We start from the raw sequence: 14983 nt of genomic DNA on the forward strand, positions 1-14983 counted from the left end.
ATATACTTTCCAGTGTTTACCCAGTCTTTGAGGGTGGAACTATCAAACTCGGCCACTACCGTGGGGCGTGAGTCGAAATCGCACCCGCAAGGAGCATGTATTGAGTAAGAAGTGGTTGCTGAGCGTTTCGCTCGCAGCGTCCGTGTCAGTCCTGGCCGCATGCGGCAATGGATCGACCGGAGCCGAAGAGTCCAAGCCCGAGACATCGCAGAGCGTCCCGGCGCCGAGCGCAGAGGGCCAGTCGAATCAATCGAGCCAGTCAGGCCAGTCGAGCCAGTCAGGCCAGTCGAGCCAGTCGGGTAAACCCAAGATGCCCAAGCCTGATCTGTCCGGCATACCCTCCGTCGTCGCCACCGTGAACGGTGAGAAGATTCCCAAGAAGGAATTCGTGAAGATGTACGAGAGTCAGTTCCAGCGGATGGCCATGCAGTCCCAGATGTCCGGGCAGAAGGTCGACCAGGACAAGCTGAAGGACCAGGTCGCCGACGGAATGGTCGGCACCGAGCTGCTCATCCAGGAAGCGGCAGACCGGGGTATCGAGGCGTCCGAGAAGGATGTCCAGGGCAAACTCAAGGAGTTGGCCAAATCGAACCAGGTTGGGTCGACCGACAAATTGCTGGCCGCCCTCGAGAAGCAGGGCATGAGCGAGAAGCAGGTCACCTCGCAGATCGAGACTCAGGTGGAAGTCGAAGAGCTCATCGGCAAGGAAACCGGCAACCTCGATCCCACCGAGAAAGAGCTGAAGGACGCCTACAAGAAGGTCAAGGCGCAGCAGGCCCAAATGGGCGGCGGCAGTGGCCAAGGCAAGCTCCCGTCCTTCGAAAAGGTCAAGGGCCAGCTGGCCGACCAGGTCAAGAGCCAGAAGGAAGCCAAGGCAACTCAGGCGCTGGTGAAGGACCTGCGCAAGGACGCCAAGGTATCCATTAATCTGTAACGCGCCAACGACCGGGGCGGTCAACACGTACCATTGAGCCATGATCGTAGGTATCGGCGTAGATGTTGTTGACCTGCCCCGGTTTGGCCGTCAGCTCGAGCGCACCCCGGGCCTGAAGGACCGGCTGTTTGTCCCGGCAGAGCGCGACTTGTCGTTGCGCTCGCTGGCGGCACGGTTCGCGGCGAAGGAAGCAGTGGCCAAGGCCCTCGACGCCCCCGCCGGGATGAACTGGCAGGACTGCTGGATCGGTGTGGACGAGGCCGGAAGCCCATTGGTCGAGGTCAAGGGAACGGTACTTGCCGCCGCCGATGCCAAGGGCGTGAGGCGCTGGCATTTATCCATCAGCCATGACGGCAATATTGCCACCGCCATGGTGGTTGCCGAAGGCGCCAAGGGCGATGTGATCGCCGGCGAAGAGAAGTAGGCGGCGGACATGATCCGCGCCTACACCGGCCCCCAGGTCCGGGATGCGGAAGCGCCGTTGCTGGAGACCGTCGGCGGTGCCCTAATGCAGCGCGCGGCGCACGGGTTGTCGGTTGCCGTCGCCCGGGAGCTGATCCGGACTGGCAAACCCGTCTACGGTGGCCGGCTGGTGGTCCTGGCCGGCAGTGGCAACAACGGCGGCGATGCACTCTTTGCTGCCGCACGGCTGAGCCGGCGGGGGATGGGCACGACGGCGGTCCTCACGTCCAGCCGCGCCCACCCGGAGGCGCTGCGCAGCTTTGAGCATGCCGGCGGACGGGTCAGGACGCTTGGCGACACCCGTGCCGGCAATGCCATCACCTCCGAAGAAGCCGCCCGGCTGTGCGCCGCCGCCGACGTCGTCGTCGACGGCATATTGGGCACCGGGGGATATGGCGGGTTGAGGGAGCCGGCGGCATCGCTGGTGGAAGCCTTGGCCTCCCCGCCGCTGGTGGTGGCGTGCGACCTGCCCAGCGGAATGGATGCCGACACCGGCCGGATTGACGGCATTGTGCTTGCAGCCGACCTGACCGTTACTTTCGGGGCGGCGAAGTCCGGTCTCTTGATTGGCGACGGCGCGCACCATGCAGGGCGGATCCACACCGTGCCGATCGGCATCGAAGGCCAACTGCCCGCACCTGACGTGCGGCGCCTGGAGTCCCCGGATCTGGCAAGACTGTGGGGGGCACCGGCGGCCTCCGCGCACAAATACTCCCGCGGCGTGCTGGGCGTAGTCGCCGGTTCTGCACAATATCCCGGTGCGGCCCTGCTCACGGCACAAGGCGCGCAGGACACCGGCGTCGGAATGATCCGTTACCTTGGCCCCGAACCCGTCGCCCGCCTGATCAACGCCCGGCTTCCCGAAGTGGTGTGCAGCCAGCACAGCGTCGCCGAGTCGCACGTGCAGGCCTGGCTGGTCGGCCCGGGAATCGGCGACGACGACGGGCAGCTTCAGCGGGCCCGCGACGCCATTGCCTCGGGTCTGCCCACGGTGGTCGATGCCAGCGCGTTGCCGCTGCTGCCGGACAATCCTGGCCCGCATGTCGTCCTTACCCCGCATGCGGGCGAACTGGCCGGCGTGCTGGCCGCCCACGGCGTGGATGCCGACCGCACCGACATCGAATCCTCCGCGGCAGAGCATGCCCGGTTGGCCGCCGGCCTGACCGGCGCGACGGTGCTGCTCAAGGGCGCCACCACGATCGTGTCTTCGCCGTCGGGGTCCCTGTTCAGCCAGGGCGAGTCCACCAGCTGGCTTTCGACGGCGGGCAGCGGCGACACGCTGGCCGGTATCCTTGGCGCGCTGGCAGCGACCTTCGCCGAAGCGCCGCAGGCAACGTCGCCGCTGGAGACGGGCGCGTCGCCGCTGGAGGCGGGCGGGACGTCGCTGGAGACGGACGGATCGGACCGGTTCGCGGTGCTTGCCGCGATGGCCGCAAGCATTCACGGGCGGGCCGCGGCGCTTGCCTCTCGCGGCGGTCCGATAGCAGCCTCGGACATCAGTAAACTTATTGGCCAGGTGTTCATCTCGGTTCACCATGGGGATGAATAAGCACGCGGCCTGGCGGCACCACTGCCGGCCGCACCGAACGAGGAGAGCGTATGGACGTTTGGCCCGGATCCGCCTACCCGCTGGGAGCCACGTTCGATGGCACCGGCACCAACTTTGCGCTGTACAGCGACGCCGCCGAAAAGGTGCAACTGTGCCTGTTCGACGACGACGGCAATGAACAGCGCCTCACCGTCACCGAACTGGATGGTTTTGTCTGGCACTGCTATGTCCCGCAGGTGCAGCCGGGCCAGAAATACGGTTACCGCGTGCACGGGCCCTATGAGCCGGATCAAGGCCACCGCTGCAATCCGAACAAGCTGCTGCTGGATCCTTACGCCAAGGCGGTGCACGGCCAAGTGGACTGGGACCAGGCGCTGTTTTCGTACAACTTCGGCGATGAAGACTCGCGCAACGACGAGGATTCCGCACAGCACATGATGCTTGGCGTCGTCGTCAATCCGTTTTTCGATTGGGACGGCGACCGGAAACCGAAGACGCCGTATCACGACTCGGTGATTTACGAGGCCCACGTCAAGGGGTTGACAGCCCTCCACCCGGACGTGCCCGAGGAGCAGCGCGGCACCTATGCCGGCGTCTCCCACCCGTCCGTCGTCGCGCACCTGCAAAAACTGGGCGTCACCGCCATTGAACTGATGCCGGTGCACCAGTTCGTCAACGACAGCGCCCTGCAGGACAGGGGCCTTTCCAACTACTGGGGCTACAACACCATCGGTTTCTTCGCCCCGCAGAACACCTACTGTTCCGTGGGGGACTTGGGCGGCCAGTGCCAGGAATTCAAGGCGATGGTCAAGGAGCTGCACCGTGCCGGCATCGAGGTGATCCTCGATGTCGTCTATAACCACACGGCCGAGGGCAACCAGTTGGGGCCCACCATCTCGTTCCGGGGCATCGACAACACCGCCTATTACCGGCTGGTCGAAGACGATCCGAAGTACTACATGGACTACACCGGCACCGGTAATTCGCTCAACGTGCGCAATCCGCATTCGCTGCAGCTGATGATGGATTCGCTGCGCTACTGGGCCACCGAAATGCACGTTGACGGGTTCCGGTTCGACCTGGCCTCCACACTGGCTCGGGAGTTCTACGACGTCGACCGGCTCTCCACCTTTTTCGACATGGTGCAGCAGGACCCGATCGTCTCCCAGTGCAAGCTGATCGCCGAGCCCTGGGACGTGGGTCCCGGCGGTTACCAGGTGGGGAACTTCCCGTCGTTGTGGACCGAATGGAACGGGATGTACCGGGACACCGTGCGGGACTTCTGGCGCGGTGAACCGGCCACGCTCGGCGAATTCGCTTCACGGATCACCGGCTCGGCCGACCTGTATGAACACTCCGGACGACGCCCCGTTGCTTCGATCAACTTCGTCACCGCCCATGATGGCTTCACTATGCGGGACCTGGTCTCCTACAACGAGAAGCACAATCAGGCCAATGGGGAGGGCAACAACGACGGCGAGTCCCACAACCGCTCCTGGAACTGCGGGGTCGAGGGATACACGAGGAAGAAATCCGTGCTTGCCCTCCGGTCCCGGCAGCAGCGGAACTTCTTGACCACGCTGCTGCTGTCCCAAGGCGTGCCGATGATCGCCCACGGCGACGAGATCGGGCGCAGCCAGAACGGCAACAACAACGCCTACTGCCAGGATTCGCCATTGAGCTGGATGCACTGGGACAACATTGACGAGGCCTTGCTGGAGTTTACGGCGAAACTGACCAATCTGCGTTCGGAGCATCCGACCTTCCGCCGGCGGCGGTTCTTCGACGGCCGCCCGGTTCGCCGGGGCGAGGGGGAGAAGCTGCCGGACATCGTCTGGCTGGAACCGGAGAGCTCGACCTTGAGCCAGGAGGACTGGGACACCGCGTTTGCCCGTTCCATCGCGGTCTATTTGAACGGCAATGGCATCCACGGCCGCGACGAACGGGGCCAATACATCTACGATGACAGCTTCCTGATGCTGTTCAATGCCCATGACGACGTCGTCACGTTCACCATTCCATCGGAGGAGTACGCCACCGAGTGGGAAACCGTGATCGACACCGCGGCCGACGACGACGAGCCGGATCAGGCCGCGGTGGAACCCGACGACACCATTCCGGTTGCAGGCAAAGCAGTCGTGGTGTTGAAGTCGATGAACTCATGAATATCCCCGCTTCGACCTACAGACTGCAGATCCGATCCGGTATGACCCTGCACGACGCGGCATCCCTGGTCGACTACCTGAAAGACCTCGGGGCGGACTGGGTCTATGTCTCGCCGCTGCTCACCGCCGAAGCGGGATCGGATCACGGCTACGATGTCACCGACCCATCCGCCGTCGACCCCGCCCGTGGTGGACCGGCAGGTTTGGAGGCGCTCGCCGACGCGGCGCATTCGGTCGGGATGGGCGTGCTGGCCGACATCGTGCCCAATCATATGGGCGTGGCTTCACCGCCGCAGAACCGATGGTGGTGGTCCCTGCTGAAGGAGGGCCGCAGCTCGATGTACGCTGAGGCGTTCGACGTCGACTGGGACTTTGGCGGCGACCGGATCCGGATTCCGGTGCTGGGCGGGCCGGGCGAACTGGACCGGCTGGTCCTGGTACCGGCCTCTGAATCCGGCTCTGGAGAGCCGGAACTGCATTACTACGAGAACCGCTACCCGGTGGCGCCGGGAACCTATGAGCGTAACGCCGATGCGCAGCAGGTCCACGCGCGGCAGCACTATGAACTGGTTGACTGGCGCAGAGCGGACGACGAACTGAACTACCGGCGCTTCTTCGCTGTCAACACCCTGGCCGGGGTGCGGGTCGAAGTTCCCTGGGTCTTCGACGGCTCCCACGCCGAAATCCTGCGCTGGATCCGCCAGGGGCTGGTCGACGGACTCAGGGTCGACCACCCGGACGGGTTGGCCGACCCCGGCGGCTATCTGGAGAAGCTGCGCACCGGAACCGGCGGTGCCTACACCGTGGTGGAGAAGATCCTCGAGCCCGGCGAACGGCTGCCCGGCGGGTGGGAATGCGAAGGCACTAGCGGCTACGATGCACTGGCCCTGGTTGACCGGTTGTGGGTGGATCCGCAGGGCCAGTGGGTGCTCGACGCCCTGGACAGCCAACTGCGGGCCAACCCGGGCCCGGTGTCCTGGCAGGACATGACGCACGGCACCAAGCGGATGATTGCCGACGGTATCCTGCGTTCCGAAGTGCTGCGGCTGGCCCGAACGGTTCCCGCAGACGCCACGCAGGGAGCCGGCGCCGAACTGGAAACGGAGAATGCGGCCGACGCGCTGGCCGAACTGCTCGCCTGCTTCCCGGTCTATCGCAGCTACCTCCCCGAGCACCGGCAGTACCTGGCCGAGGCCGTCCGGCAGGCCAAGCACTACCGCCCGGACCTGGCAGAGACCATCGACGCCCTGCTGCCGTTGCTCTCGGTGGTCGACCAAGCGAGCGCCAGCGAGCGCGTGGAGACCGGATCTCCGCGCGGCGCGGGGCGCCTTGGTCGATCACCGGTCGGGACCCTCGCAATCCGGTTCCAGCAGACCTCGGGCATGGTGATGGCCAAGGGCGTGGAGGACACCGCCTTCTACAGGTACACTCGGCTGACCTCCCTGACGGAAGTCGGCGGCGACCCGTCGGAATTCTCCATCACCGCCGACGAATTCCACCGGCAGAATACCGAGCGGCTGACGTCGCTGCCGCATTCGATGACCACGCTGTCCACCCACGACACCAAGCGCGGCGAGGACGTCCGGGCGCGGATCAGCGTGTTGTCCGAGATCGCCGAGCGATGGGCGGAAACCATCGGCCGGCTGCAGGAAGTAGCGCCGCTGTCCGACGGCCCGCTGGCCAATCTGCTCTGGCAGGCCGTCGTCGGCGCCTGGCCCGCATCCCGCGACCGGCTGCACGCCTACGCCGAAAAGGCCGCCCGGGAAGCAGGCAATTCGACGCTGTGGACCGCCCCGGATGAGCAGTTCGAGGCTCAGATGCATGCGTTGATCGACGCCGCTTTCGATCATCCGGAGGCGAACCGGATCGTCACGGAGCTGGTCGACGATATCGGGCCGTGGGGCCGGTCCAACTCACTGTCCGCCAAGCTGGTCCAGCTGACCATGCCCGGTGTTCCGGACGTTTACCAGGGCACCGAATTGTGGGAGGGCTCGCTGGTCGATCCCGACAACCGGCGGCCGGTGGACTTTGAACAACGACGGCGGCTGTTGGCGAAGCTGGACGTTGGTCCAGGTCCAGGTGCAAGTGTCGGCAGCCGGGAAGCCGCAGATGCCGCCGGTGCCGATGCCACAGCAAACCGGGACCCAACCGGAATGGCTAAACTCCTGGTCACCAGCCGTGCCATGAGGCTGCGGCGCGATCGCCCGGAGCTGTTCACCGGCTACTCGGCCGTCACGGCCACTGGTGAGGCGGCCGACCAATTCGTTGGATTCGACCGCGGCGGTGCCATCACGCTGGCCACCCGGCTCCCCGCAGGCCTGCAGCAGCGCGGCGGATGGGGCGACACCGCCGTCGGACTTCCCGCTGCGATGCGCGACGAACTGAGCGGACGGCGGTACGAAGCCGGACAAACCCTGCTGGCCGACCTGTTGGCGGATTATCCGGTCGCACTACTTGTCCCGGAGCCGGATTCCCCATGAGTAAGCACCGGCAGGACTGCGGGACGGACGGCAGCCCCGTTGCGTTCAGCCGCTACCCCGAGCCGGAGCGGGATCCGGACGCCGGCCGGCCGTTCAGCGTGTGGGCCCCGCGCGCCGCCCGGCTCGAGCTGCAGCTGGGACGGCACCGGTACGCCATGGAGCAAGGCAGCGGCGGGTGGTGGCACCTTCCCGAGGGTGCCGCCGCAGAGCCTGGCCCGTCCGAATCCGACTACGGGTACCTGGTCAACGGCTCATCAACGCCGCTTCCGGATCCACGCTCGAGGCGCCAGCCACACGGCGTCCACGGCCTGTCGCGGACTTTCGACGCCAAGGCCCACCGCTGGAACGACCGCGGCTGGACCGGCCGGGAGCTGGCCGACGGGGTGATCTACGAACTGCACATCGGAAGCTTCACCCCGGACGGCACGTTTGACGCTGCCATCGACCGCCTTCCATACCTGGCAGACCTCGGGATCGACTTCATCGAGGTGCTGCCCGTCAACGCCTTCAACGGCACCCACAACTGGGGCTACGACGGCGTCCTCTGGTACGCGATCCACGAAGCATACGGCGGTCCGGCGGGGTACCAGCGCTTCGTAGACGTAGCCCACCGGCACGGCATCGGCGTCATCCAGGATGTCGTCTACAACCACCTTGGTCCCAGCGGCAACTACCTGCCGCGGTTCGGCCCCTATCTCACCGAGGGCGCCTCCAACACCTGGGGTGAATTCCTGAACCTGGATGGACCGGGCTCCGACGAGGTCCGCGAGTACATCCTGGACAACTCGCAGATGTGGTTCACCGATTACCATGTCGATGGTCTGCGCGTGGATGCGGTGCACGCCCTGAAGGACACCCGGGCGCTGCACATCCTCGAGGAGATGGCTGCACGCACCGAGGCGACCGCCGCCGTCGTCGGCAAACCGCTGTTCCTGATCGCCGAATCCGACCTCAACGACCCGCGGATGATCACCTCCCGCGCCGCGCACGGGCTGGGGATGGACGGGCAGTGGAGCGACGACTTCCACCACGCCGTCCACGTCAACCTCACGGGCGAAACCGGCGGCTACTATGCCGATTTCGACTCCCTCGGCGCCCTGGCGAAGGTGCTGACCGACGGCTTCTTCCATAACGGGACCTACTCCAGCTTCCGCGGCCGGCACCATGGGCGGCCGCTGGATCCCGCGACCCCTGCCTGGCGGCTGGTGGTCTGCACGCAGAACCACGACCAGATCGGCAACCGAGCCGCCGGAGACCGCCTCACGGCCACCCTGTCCCACGGGCAGCTGGCGCTCGCCGCGGTGCTGAACCTGACCTCGCCGTTCACACCGATGCTGTTCATGGGCGAGGAGTACGCGGCGACCACCCCGTGGCAGTTCTTCACTTCCCATCCGGAGCCGGAACTGGACGAGGCGACGGCGGAAGGCCGGCTCAGGGAGTTCGAGCAGATGGGGTGGGATCCCGACGTGGTTCCGAACCCGCAGGATCCTGAAACGTTCCGCCGGTCGAAACTTGATTGGGCTGAAGCCGAGTCAGGCGATTCCGCCCGGCTGCTGGCCCTGTACCGGCAGTTGATCGGGCTGCGTCACGAGGTGGGCGACCTGCGTGGCAGCACGGTGGGCGGCCCGGCAGTGGAGTACGACGACGGCGCCCGCTGGCTGGTGATGCGCCGCGGCAGTGTGCGGGTGGTGCTGAACTTCGCCGGTCGGGAACAGAGCGTCCGGTTGGCCGGCGGGCCCCCGGAGCGCACATTGCTTACCACCGACCCCGGGGCCCAGGTGGCGGACGAGGAGGTCACGCTGCCGGCCTTCAGCGCCGCCATCGTGCAGAGGAACCGTGACGCGTGAGGCCGTGAATAAGTGGCAGGATGAAGCTATGACGTATCAACCAGCAGAAGACCGTTATGAATCCATGCCGTACCGCCGCCTTGGCCGCAGCGGGCTGCAATTGCCGGCCGTTTCATTGGGGCTGTGGCACAATTTCGGGGACGACAAACCATTCGAGACGCAGCGGGACACCCTGCGCCGTGCGTTCGACCTCGGCGTCACGCACTTCGACTTGGCCAACAACTATGGACCTCCGTACGGAAGCGCGGAAACCAATTTCGGCCGCCACATGGCGGCCGACTTCAGGCCCTTCCGGGATGAACTGGTCATCTCCTCGAAAGCCGGCTACGACATGTGGCCGGGTCCCTACGGGAACTGGGGATCACGTAAGTACCTGCTGTCCAGCCTGGATCAGTCACTGAACCGGATGGGCCTCGACTACGTCGACATCTTCTACAGCCACCGCCCCGATCCGGACACTCCGCTGGAAGAGACGATGGGTGCGCTGGATACGGCGGTCCGCTCCGGCCGAGCCTTGTACGCCGGAATCTCGTCCTACTCGCCGGAGAAAACGGTGGAGGCGGCCCGGATCCTCCGGGAAATGGGAACGCCGCTGCTGATCCACCAGCCGTCGTACTCCATGCTGAACCGCTGGGTGGAAAGCGGCGGCCCGAACCTGCTGCAGGTGCTCGAAGACGAAGGCGCCGGCTCGATCGCGTTTTCACCATTGGCGCAGGGCATGCTGACGGACAAGTACCTCGATGGCATCCCCTCGGACTCCCGGGCGGCGGAACAAAAGTCCCTGTCGACGGACTTCCTCTCCGCGGAGAACATGCGCCGTGTCCGCGGTCTCAACGACATCGCCGAGTCGCGCGGCCAAACCCTTGCCCGGATGGCGATCGCCTGGGTGCTGCGCACCCAGGCCAAGGGAGCGCCGGTCACCTCGGCGCTGGTCGGCGCATCCAGCGTCCGCCAGCTTGAGGACAGCCTGGCGGCGGTGAAGAACCTCGAGTTCAGCGCTGACGAGCTGCGTGCCATCGACGAATATGCGGTGGAATCGGAGATCAACCTCTGGGCGGCGGCGCTGAAGAACTGACGCCGCACGCTTGTCCGGGTGCGGGATGGCTCCGGGGGCCTGCACACACTTTCGGGTACGCGCAGGCGCTCAGCTGCGCCAGAGGTCTTCCAGCTCGGGGAACTCCTGCTCGTACGCGGACAGCAGCTTTTCGGCCAGATTGGCGGAATCGACCAGCGGGTGGAAGGCGAAGGCGTACAGCGCCGCATCGCGGTCTGCATTGGTGACGGCACGGATGGTCGACGCTTCCACGTCCTTGAGCTGGGTCATCAGTCCGCGTTGATGCAGCGTCAGCGGGCCCACCGGCAGTGGGCCGGCGCCGGAGGCGTCCACGGTGCTGGGCGCTTCAATGACGGCCGACGTCGGCAGGCAGGCAATAGTGCTGCCGTTGCGGACGTTGAGGATCAGCGAGGTACGGGTATCTGTCAGCACCGCATTCATCACTGACAGCGCGACTTCCTCGTATCCGCCGCCGTCCAGATCGGATTCATCGCGCTGCTCGTCCTCCGGGCGGGCCTCGGCCAGATAGCCATCCTCGCGGGAACGCCGTGCCTCGTCCCACAGCCGGTAGGCGTCGGAATCCGATCCGCTGCCGGATCCGTCACCGGCGGCGGCCAGCTGTTTGTACAGCTCGTCCTGCTGGCGGGCGATGTATTCGCCCCGGGTTTGGGAGGCCCCGGTCAGTGCCCTGGTGGCTTCGGAGCGGAAGTAATAGTAGAAGAGGTATTCATTCGGCACGGTGCCGAGCACGCGCAGCAGCCGGGGGCCGAAGAGGCGCCCCTCTTCGAACGTGGACAGTTTACGTTCATCGGCGAGCAGGGCAGGCAGCTGGTTGACGCCGTCGTGCTCCAGCCCCCGCAGCCAGCCCAGATGATTGAGGCCAACATAGTCGACACCGCGCAGTGACGCGGAAGCGGGAATCCGGGCGGCGCGGGCCGCGCGTCGGACCAGCCCGATGGGGGAGTCGCAGATACCTATCACCCCGCTGCCGAGGACCTGCTGCAGCGCTTCGGTGACCATCCCGGCAGGGTTGGTGAAATTGATCAGCCAGGCGTGCGGGTTCAATTCCTTCAGCCGTCTGGCGATGTGCAGCATCTGAGGAATAGAGCGAAGCGCGTAGGAGACCCCGCCGGCACCGACGGTTTCCTGGCCGATCAGACCGTGGTCCAGTGCAACACGCTCGTCCTTGACCCGGCCCTCGACGCCGTCGGTGCGGATCGCGGCGAAAACGACATCCGCCCCGGTGAGAGCCTGGTCCAGGTCAGTGGTCGTGGACAACTGAGGGTGGGCGGCCTGCGGGTCCTTGGCCTCCATGGCCCTGAGCACGTTGGCAATGGCCTGCAGCCGGTCCGGGTCTGTGTCGTGCAGAGTCAATTCGGTGATGAGTCCGGCATACCGGCCATGGCTCAACGCGCGGTGGACAAGCGGTACGCGGAATCCTCCGCCGCCAAGAATCGTCAGTCGCATGATGATTCCATGCTAGCTGGCGCCGCGCGCTCTCCAATAGTGCGTGTGCTGGCTAGTATTCTGCAGTACATGGACAGCGTACACAGATTCGACCCGTTGGCGGGCAACCGGGACCCTGAAGATGGCACGGTCGACCTGTTGCTCAGTGGCAGCGTCTTCTTCGACATCATCTTTACCGGACTGGAGGCGTTGCCGTCACCGGGGACGGAAATGTGGGCAGAAGGCATGGGATCCAGCCCCGGGGGCGTGGCCAACCAGGCAATCGCCGCCAGCAGGCTGGGCCTGCACACCTCGATGTCCGCCGCTTTTGGCGACGATGGCTACGGCGATTTCAACTGGTCCATCCTGCAGGACCAGGAACACGTCGATTTGTCCCGGTCGCGGCGGTTCGCGAACTGGCACTCTCCGGTCACCGTGTCGCTGTCCGTGAACCGGGACCGGTCCATGGTCACCCACGGACATCCCTCACCGCTGTCCGCGTCGGATCTGATAGGAACGCCGCCGCCGGCACGGGCCGCCATCGTCGGCCTGGAACCTGAGCTGGAACCATGGGCGCGCGCCGCGCAGCAGAACGGTACGCGATTGTTTGGCGACGTCGGGTGGGACCCGTCCGGGCAATGGTCAGAGGAACTGCTGGACGGGCTGGGGGACTTCCACGCCTTTATGCCCAACAGTGAAGAGGCGATGCGGTACACCCGCACCGAGGATCCGTGGGCGGCGTTGTATGAGCTCGCCGACCGCGTCCCGATCGCCATCGTCACGGCGGGAGCGCAGGGAGCGCTGGCGGTCGATTCCATCACCGGGGAGGAAGAATGGGTGCCGGCCTTGCCGGTGAAGGCCTGGGACCCCACCGGCGCCGGCGACTGCTTCAGTGCCGCCTTCGTCACCGGCACGCTGGCGGGGTGGAACCTGGCCGACCGGCTGGGTTTCGCGAACCTGTGTGCAGCGCTGTCTGTCCAGCAGGTCGGCGGATCGCTGGCCGCCCCGGGCTGGGGAGACATTGCTGACTGGTGGCACACCGCCAACACCGAGCGGACGGGGATCCGCAAGCAATGGCTGCGGCGGTATGCCTTCCTCGAAGACATCGTCCGGGATGTGCCGCCCGAAGCTGTGCGGCGCGCCTCGGCCACGATTGCGCACCAGTCCGACGCCGGCCCATCCTAAAGTGCCGGACTTGCCATACGGTCGCAGGGACGAGGAAGTGACAATGCACATCAGACCGGCGCGTGCGACGGACGCAGCCGGCATCGCGGCGATCTATGAACACTACGTCCGGCGTTCCGTGCTCACTGCCGATACCGACGACCCGCCGACCGCGCGGGACTGGGAGCAGCGACTGGAGCAACTTGCCGCGACGGGCTACCCGGCCCTGGTCGCCGTCGAAGACGGGACTATCGTGGGCTACGCGCTGCTCGCACCCTGGCTGGACAAACCCGCCTTCGCCCATACCGCCGAGAGCTCGATCTACCTGGACCCGCACGCCGTCGGCGCCGGGCTCGGCCGCCAACTGCTGGCCCGGCTCGTCGATGCTGCGCGTGATTGCGGGATTCGGGAGGTCATAGCCCTGGTGGCCGACGCCGATGACCACGGCCGGGCGTCGCGAGCGCTTCATCGGGCAGCGGGCTTTCAAACGGCGGGCCGGCTCCAGCGAGTGGGGTTCAAGCGCGGGCGCTCCACCGACGTCGATCTCCTGCAACTTTCGCTGCAACCCGGGAATTGACGCTGCTGGCGCCCGATGGCTTATACCTCAGCGGACATGTTCCGTCTGCTGCTGTTGGCGTCGCACGAATGCCCTGAGGGGGAACCAAGTGGCAGCGAACATCGTCAGGAACGGCACTCCGAACCAAAAGAGAAGATTCATAGGATCAAGGTTAGGCGCTGCGATGGCAACCGACAGGCAAGTGGCTTGCCCAAACGTGGCGCGCCGCCCGTGACGATCCATAATCGGGCACTTTCCGCGTTCCCGATCGAGAGTGGTTCGAACGGATACGTACTGGCGCCGCCCACGCACGATATTGTTTACTGAACTATGTCCGCCGTCGAAATTCACCGTGCCACCGGAGACGACATTGAGGAACTCGCCTCAATTCATGTCCAAGCATGGCAATGGGCTTATCGCGGCCTGATGCCGGATGAAGTGCTGGATTCCTTGGACGTCGAGCGCAGGGCAAACAGCTGGTACCGCATGCTGAGCGAGCAGCGGGTGCCTGCCCCGCATGTGGCCACCGTTGATTCCCGGCTCGTAGGTTTTGTCCACGCAAACAGCACCCGCGATGAGGGTGCCGATCACGAGATTGGCGAAGTCACCGCGCTGTACTTGCACCCGGAGTGTGTGGGCACAGGGTTGGGGCATTGTTTATGGGAGGCGGCCTTGGCTTAGTTGCGTGAAACCGGCCACACCGCCGTCACAGTGTGGGTGCTGGAGACGAACCAACGCGGACGGCAGTTCTACGAACGCATGGGCCTCGCAGTCGATGGCACCAGCAAAGAGCAGACCATGGGTGGAACAAGACTGACCGAGATTCGCTATCGGTCGCCTATAGCTCTCGCCGAAGCCGGTTAGAGCTCGCGGAGATAGCAGAGCATTCGATAGTCCTCACCCGGCTGGATATTGACGAAGCCGTGCCGCTCGTAGAAACGGCGGGTGTCGTGGTCGATCTCGTCAACGTTGATGTGGATCTCCTCGCAGCCGACATAGCGCACCCGTGAGTCAATCTCCTGCAACAGGGCGGTGCCGATGCCTGAGTTGCGCAGTTCAGGTCTGACATAGAGCTCCTCGAGTTGCGCGAGCGGACCGTCGGAATACGGGGTCGGGCGCAGGGTCAGGAAGGCGAACCCCGTAGGGTCCTGCACGGTGCCGGACAGAAGTACCAGGATGTCGTCGCGTTCCAGGAGTTGCGTGAAGCGGGTCGTGAACTCGGCGGCTTCCGGAGTCGGAGTTTCGAACTCGGAGTTGAAGTCGTAGAGCAGTCGCCCTGCAATCGCGGCGTGCTCGGGTCCAGCCCGGAAGATTGTCATGTCCTCA

At 65.4% G+C, this 14983-nt stretch carries 13 protein-coding genes; 11 read left to right on the plus strand and 2 right to left on the minus strand.

From position 1 onward, the window contains the following. Positions 1 to 100: 100 nt before the first annotated feature. From H535_RS0105260 to mgrA, 7 genes are read left to right on the plus strand one after another with little or no spacing between them, the layout of a single operon-like run. Positions 101 to 934: a SurA N-terminal domain-containing protein gene (locus H535_RS0105260; protein WP_026818724.1), complete on the plus strand. Its 834-nt coding sequence runs from the start codon at positions 101 to 103 to the stop codon at positions 932 to 934. Between the two features lie 40 nt (positions 935 to 974). Beyond that, positions 975 to 1358, plus strand: coding sequence for a holo-ACP synthase (locus tag H535_RS23605; protein ID WP_051298572.1), 384 nt, complete (start codon positions 975 to 977; stop codon positions 1356 to 1358). Positions 1359 to 1367: 9 nt separating this feature from the next. Then, positions 1368 to 2945, plus strand: a complete 1578-nt coding sequence (locus tag H535_RS0105270; RefSeq protein ID WP_026818725.1) for an NAD(P)H-hydrate epimerase — start codon at positions 1368 to 1370, stop codon at positions 2943 to 2945. A 50-nt stretch (positions 2946 to 2995) separates the two neighbouring features. Continuing rightward, positions 2996 to 5110, plus strand: a complete 2115-nt coding sequence (glgX, locus tag H535_RS23610) for a glycogen debranching protein GlgX (RefSeq protein ID WP_035768469.1) — start codon at positions 2996 to 2998, stop codon at positions 5108 to 5110. Then, positions 5107 to 7590, plus strand: a complete 2484-nt coding sequence (gene treY / locus H535_RS0105280) for a malto-oligosyltrehalose synthase (protein ID WP_026818726.1) — start codon at positions 5107 to 5109, stop codon at positions 7588 to 7590. The genes glgX and treY overlap by 4 nt, the downstream gene beginning before the upstream one ends. Beyond that, positions 7587 to 9437, plus strand: coding sequence for a malto-oligosyltrehalose trehalohydrolase (gene treZ, locus H535_RS23615; protein ID WP_081416456.1), 1851 nt, complete (start codon positions 7587 to 7589; stop codon positions 9435 to 9437). The genes treY and treZ overlap by 4 nt, the downstream gene beginning before the upstream one ends. Positions 9438 to 9465: 28 nt before the next feature. Next, the gene (mgrA, locus tag H535_RS0105290; protein WP_026818727.1) at positions 9466 to 10512 is read left to right on the plus strand and encodes an L-glyceraldehyde 3-phosphate reductase; all 1047 of its coding nucleotides are present in this window, start codon (positions 9466 to 9468) and stop codon (positions 10510 to 10512) included. 69 nt (positions 10513 to 10581) lie between these two features. Here mgrA and H535_RS0105295 read toward each other — a convergent pair whose 3' ends face one another. Next, positions 10582 to 11958: a family 4 glycosyl hydrolase gene (locus tag H535_RS0105295; protein WP_026818728.1), complete on the minus strand. Its 1377-nt coding sequence runs from the start codon at positions 11956 to 11958 to the stop codon at positions 10582 to 10584. 69 nt (positions 11959 to 12027) lie between these two features. Here H535_RS0105295 and H535_RS0105300 point away from each other — a divergent pair, with 69 nt between their 5' ends. From H535_RS0105300 to H535_RS27595, 4 genes are all read left to right on the plus strand, one after another. Beyond that, the gene (locus H535_RS0105300) at positions 12028 to 13122 is read left to right on the plus strand and encodes a PfkB family carbohydrate kinase (protein WP_035768415.1); all 1095 of its coding nucleotides are present in this window, start codon (positions 12028 to 12030) and stop codon (positions 13120 to 13122) included. Between the two features lie 43 nt (positions 13123 to 13165). Continuing rightward, entirely contained in the window at positions 13166 to 13678 is a 513-nt protein-coding gene (locus H535_RS0105305; protein WP_035768417.1) for a GNAT family N-acetyltransferase, read from the plus strand. Positions 13679 to 13987: 309 nt separating this feature from the next. Next, complete coding sequence (locus H535_RS23620) at positions 13988 to 14338, plus strand: GNAT family N-acetyltransferase (protein WP_051298575.1); 351 nt, start codon at positions 13988 to 13990, stop codon at positions 14336 to 14338. Continuing rightward, entirely contained in the window at positions 14339 to 14521 is a 183-nt protein-coding gene (locus H535_RS27595) for an N-acetyltransferase (RefSeq protein ID WP_051298577.1), read from the plus strand. On the opposite strand, the gene H535_RS0105320 is transcribed toward H535_RS27595, so the two are convergent. Then, positions 14518 to 14976 (minus strand): GNAT family N-acetyltransferase, encoded by a 459-nt coding sequence (locus H535_RS0105320; protein WP_026818732.1) that lies wholly within the window; start codon positions 14974 to 14976, stop codon positions 14518 to 14520. The two genes, H535_RS27595 and H535_RS0105320, sit on opposite strands and share 4 nt — an antisense overlap. Between the last annotated feature and the right edge of the window lie 7 nt (positions 14977 to 14983).

This window comes from Arthrobacter castelli DSM 16402, from assembly GCF_000430705.1.
Classification (GTDB): Bacteria; Actinomycetota; Actinomycetes; order Actinomycetales; family Micrococcaceae; genus Arthrobacter_C; species Arthrobacter_C castelli.

Excerpts from the sequence above, each read along its gene's own strand:
- H535_RS23605 (WP_051298572.1), top strand. The coding sequence starts at position 975 with ATGATCGTAGGTATCGGCGTAGATGTTGTTGACCTGCCCCGGTTTGGC.
- H535_RS0105270 (WP_026818725.1), top strand. The coding sequence starts at position 1,368 with ATGATCCGCGCCTACACCGGCCCCCAGGTCCGGGATGCGGAAGCGCCG.
- glgX (WP_035768469.1), top strand. The coding sequence starts at position 2,996 with ATGGACGTTTGGCCCGGATCCGCCTACCCGCTGGGAGCCACGTTCGAT.
- treY (WP_026818726.1), top strand. The coding sequence starts at position 5,107 with ATGAATATCCCCGCTTCGACCTACAGACTGCAGATCCGATCCGGTATG.
- treZ (WP_081416456.1), top strand. The coding sequence starts at position 7,587 with ATGAGTAAGCACCGGCAGGACTGCGGGACGGACGGCAGCCCCGTTGCG.
- mgrA (WP_026818727.1), top strand. The coding sequence starts at position 9,466 with ATGACGTATCAACCAGCAGAAGACCGTTATGAATCCATGCCGTACCGC.
- H535_RS0105295 (WP_026818728.1), bottom strand. The coding sequence starts at position 11,958 with ATGCGACTGACGATTCTTGGCGGCGGAGGATTCCGCGTACCGCTTGTC.
- H535_RS0105300 (WP_035768415.1), top strand. The coding sequence starts at position 12,028 with ATGGACAGCGTACACAGATTCGACCCGTTGGCGGGCAACCGGGACCCT.
- H535_RS0105305 (WP_035768417.1), top strand. The coding sequence starts at position 13,166 with ATGCACATCAGACCGGCGCGTGCGACGGACGCAGCCGGCATCGCGGCG.
- H535_RS23620 (WP_051298575.1), top strand. The coding sequence starts at position 13,988 with ATGTCCGCCGTCGAAATTCACCGTGCCACCGGAGACGACATTGAGGAA.
- H535_RS0105320 (WP_026818732.1), bottom strand. The coding sequence starts at position 14,976 with ATGACAATCTTCCGGGCTGGACCCGAGCACGCCGCGATTGCAGGGCGA.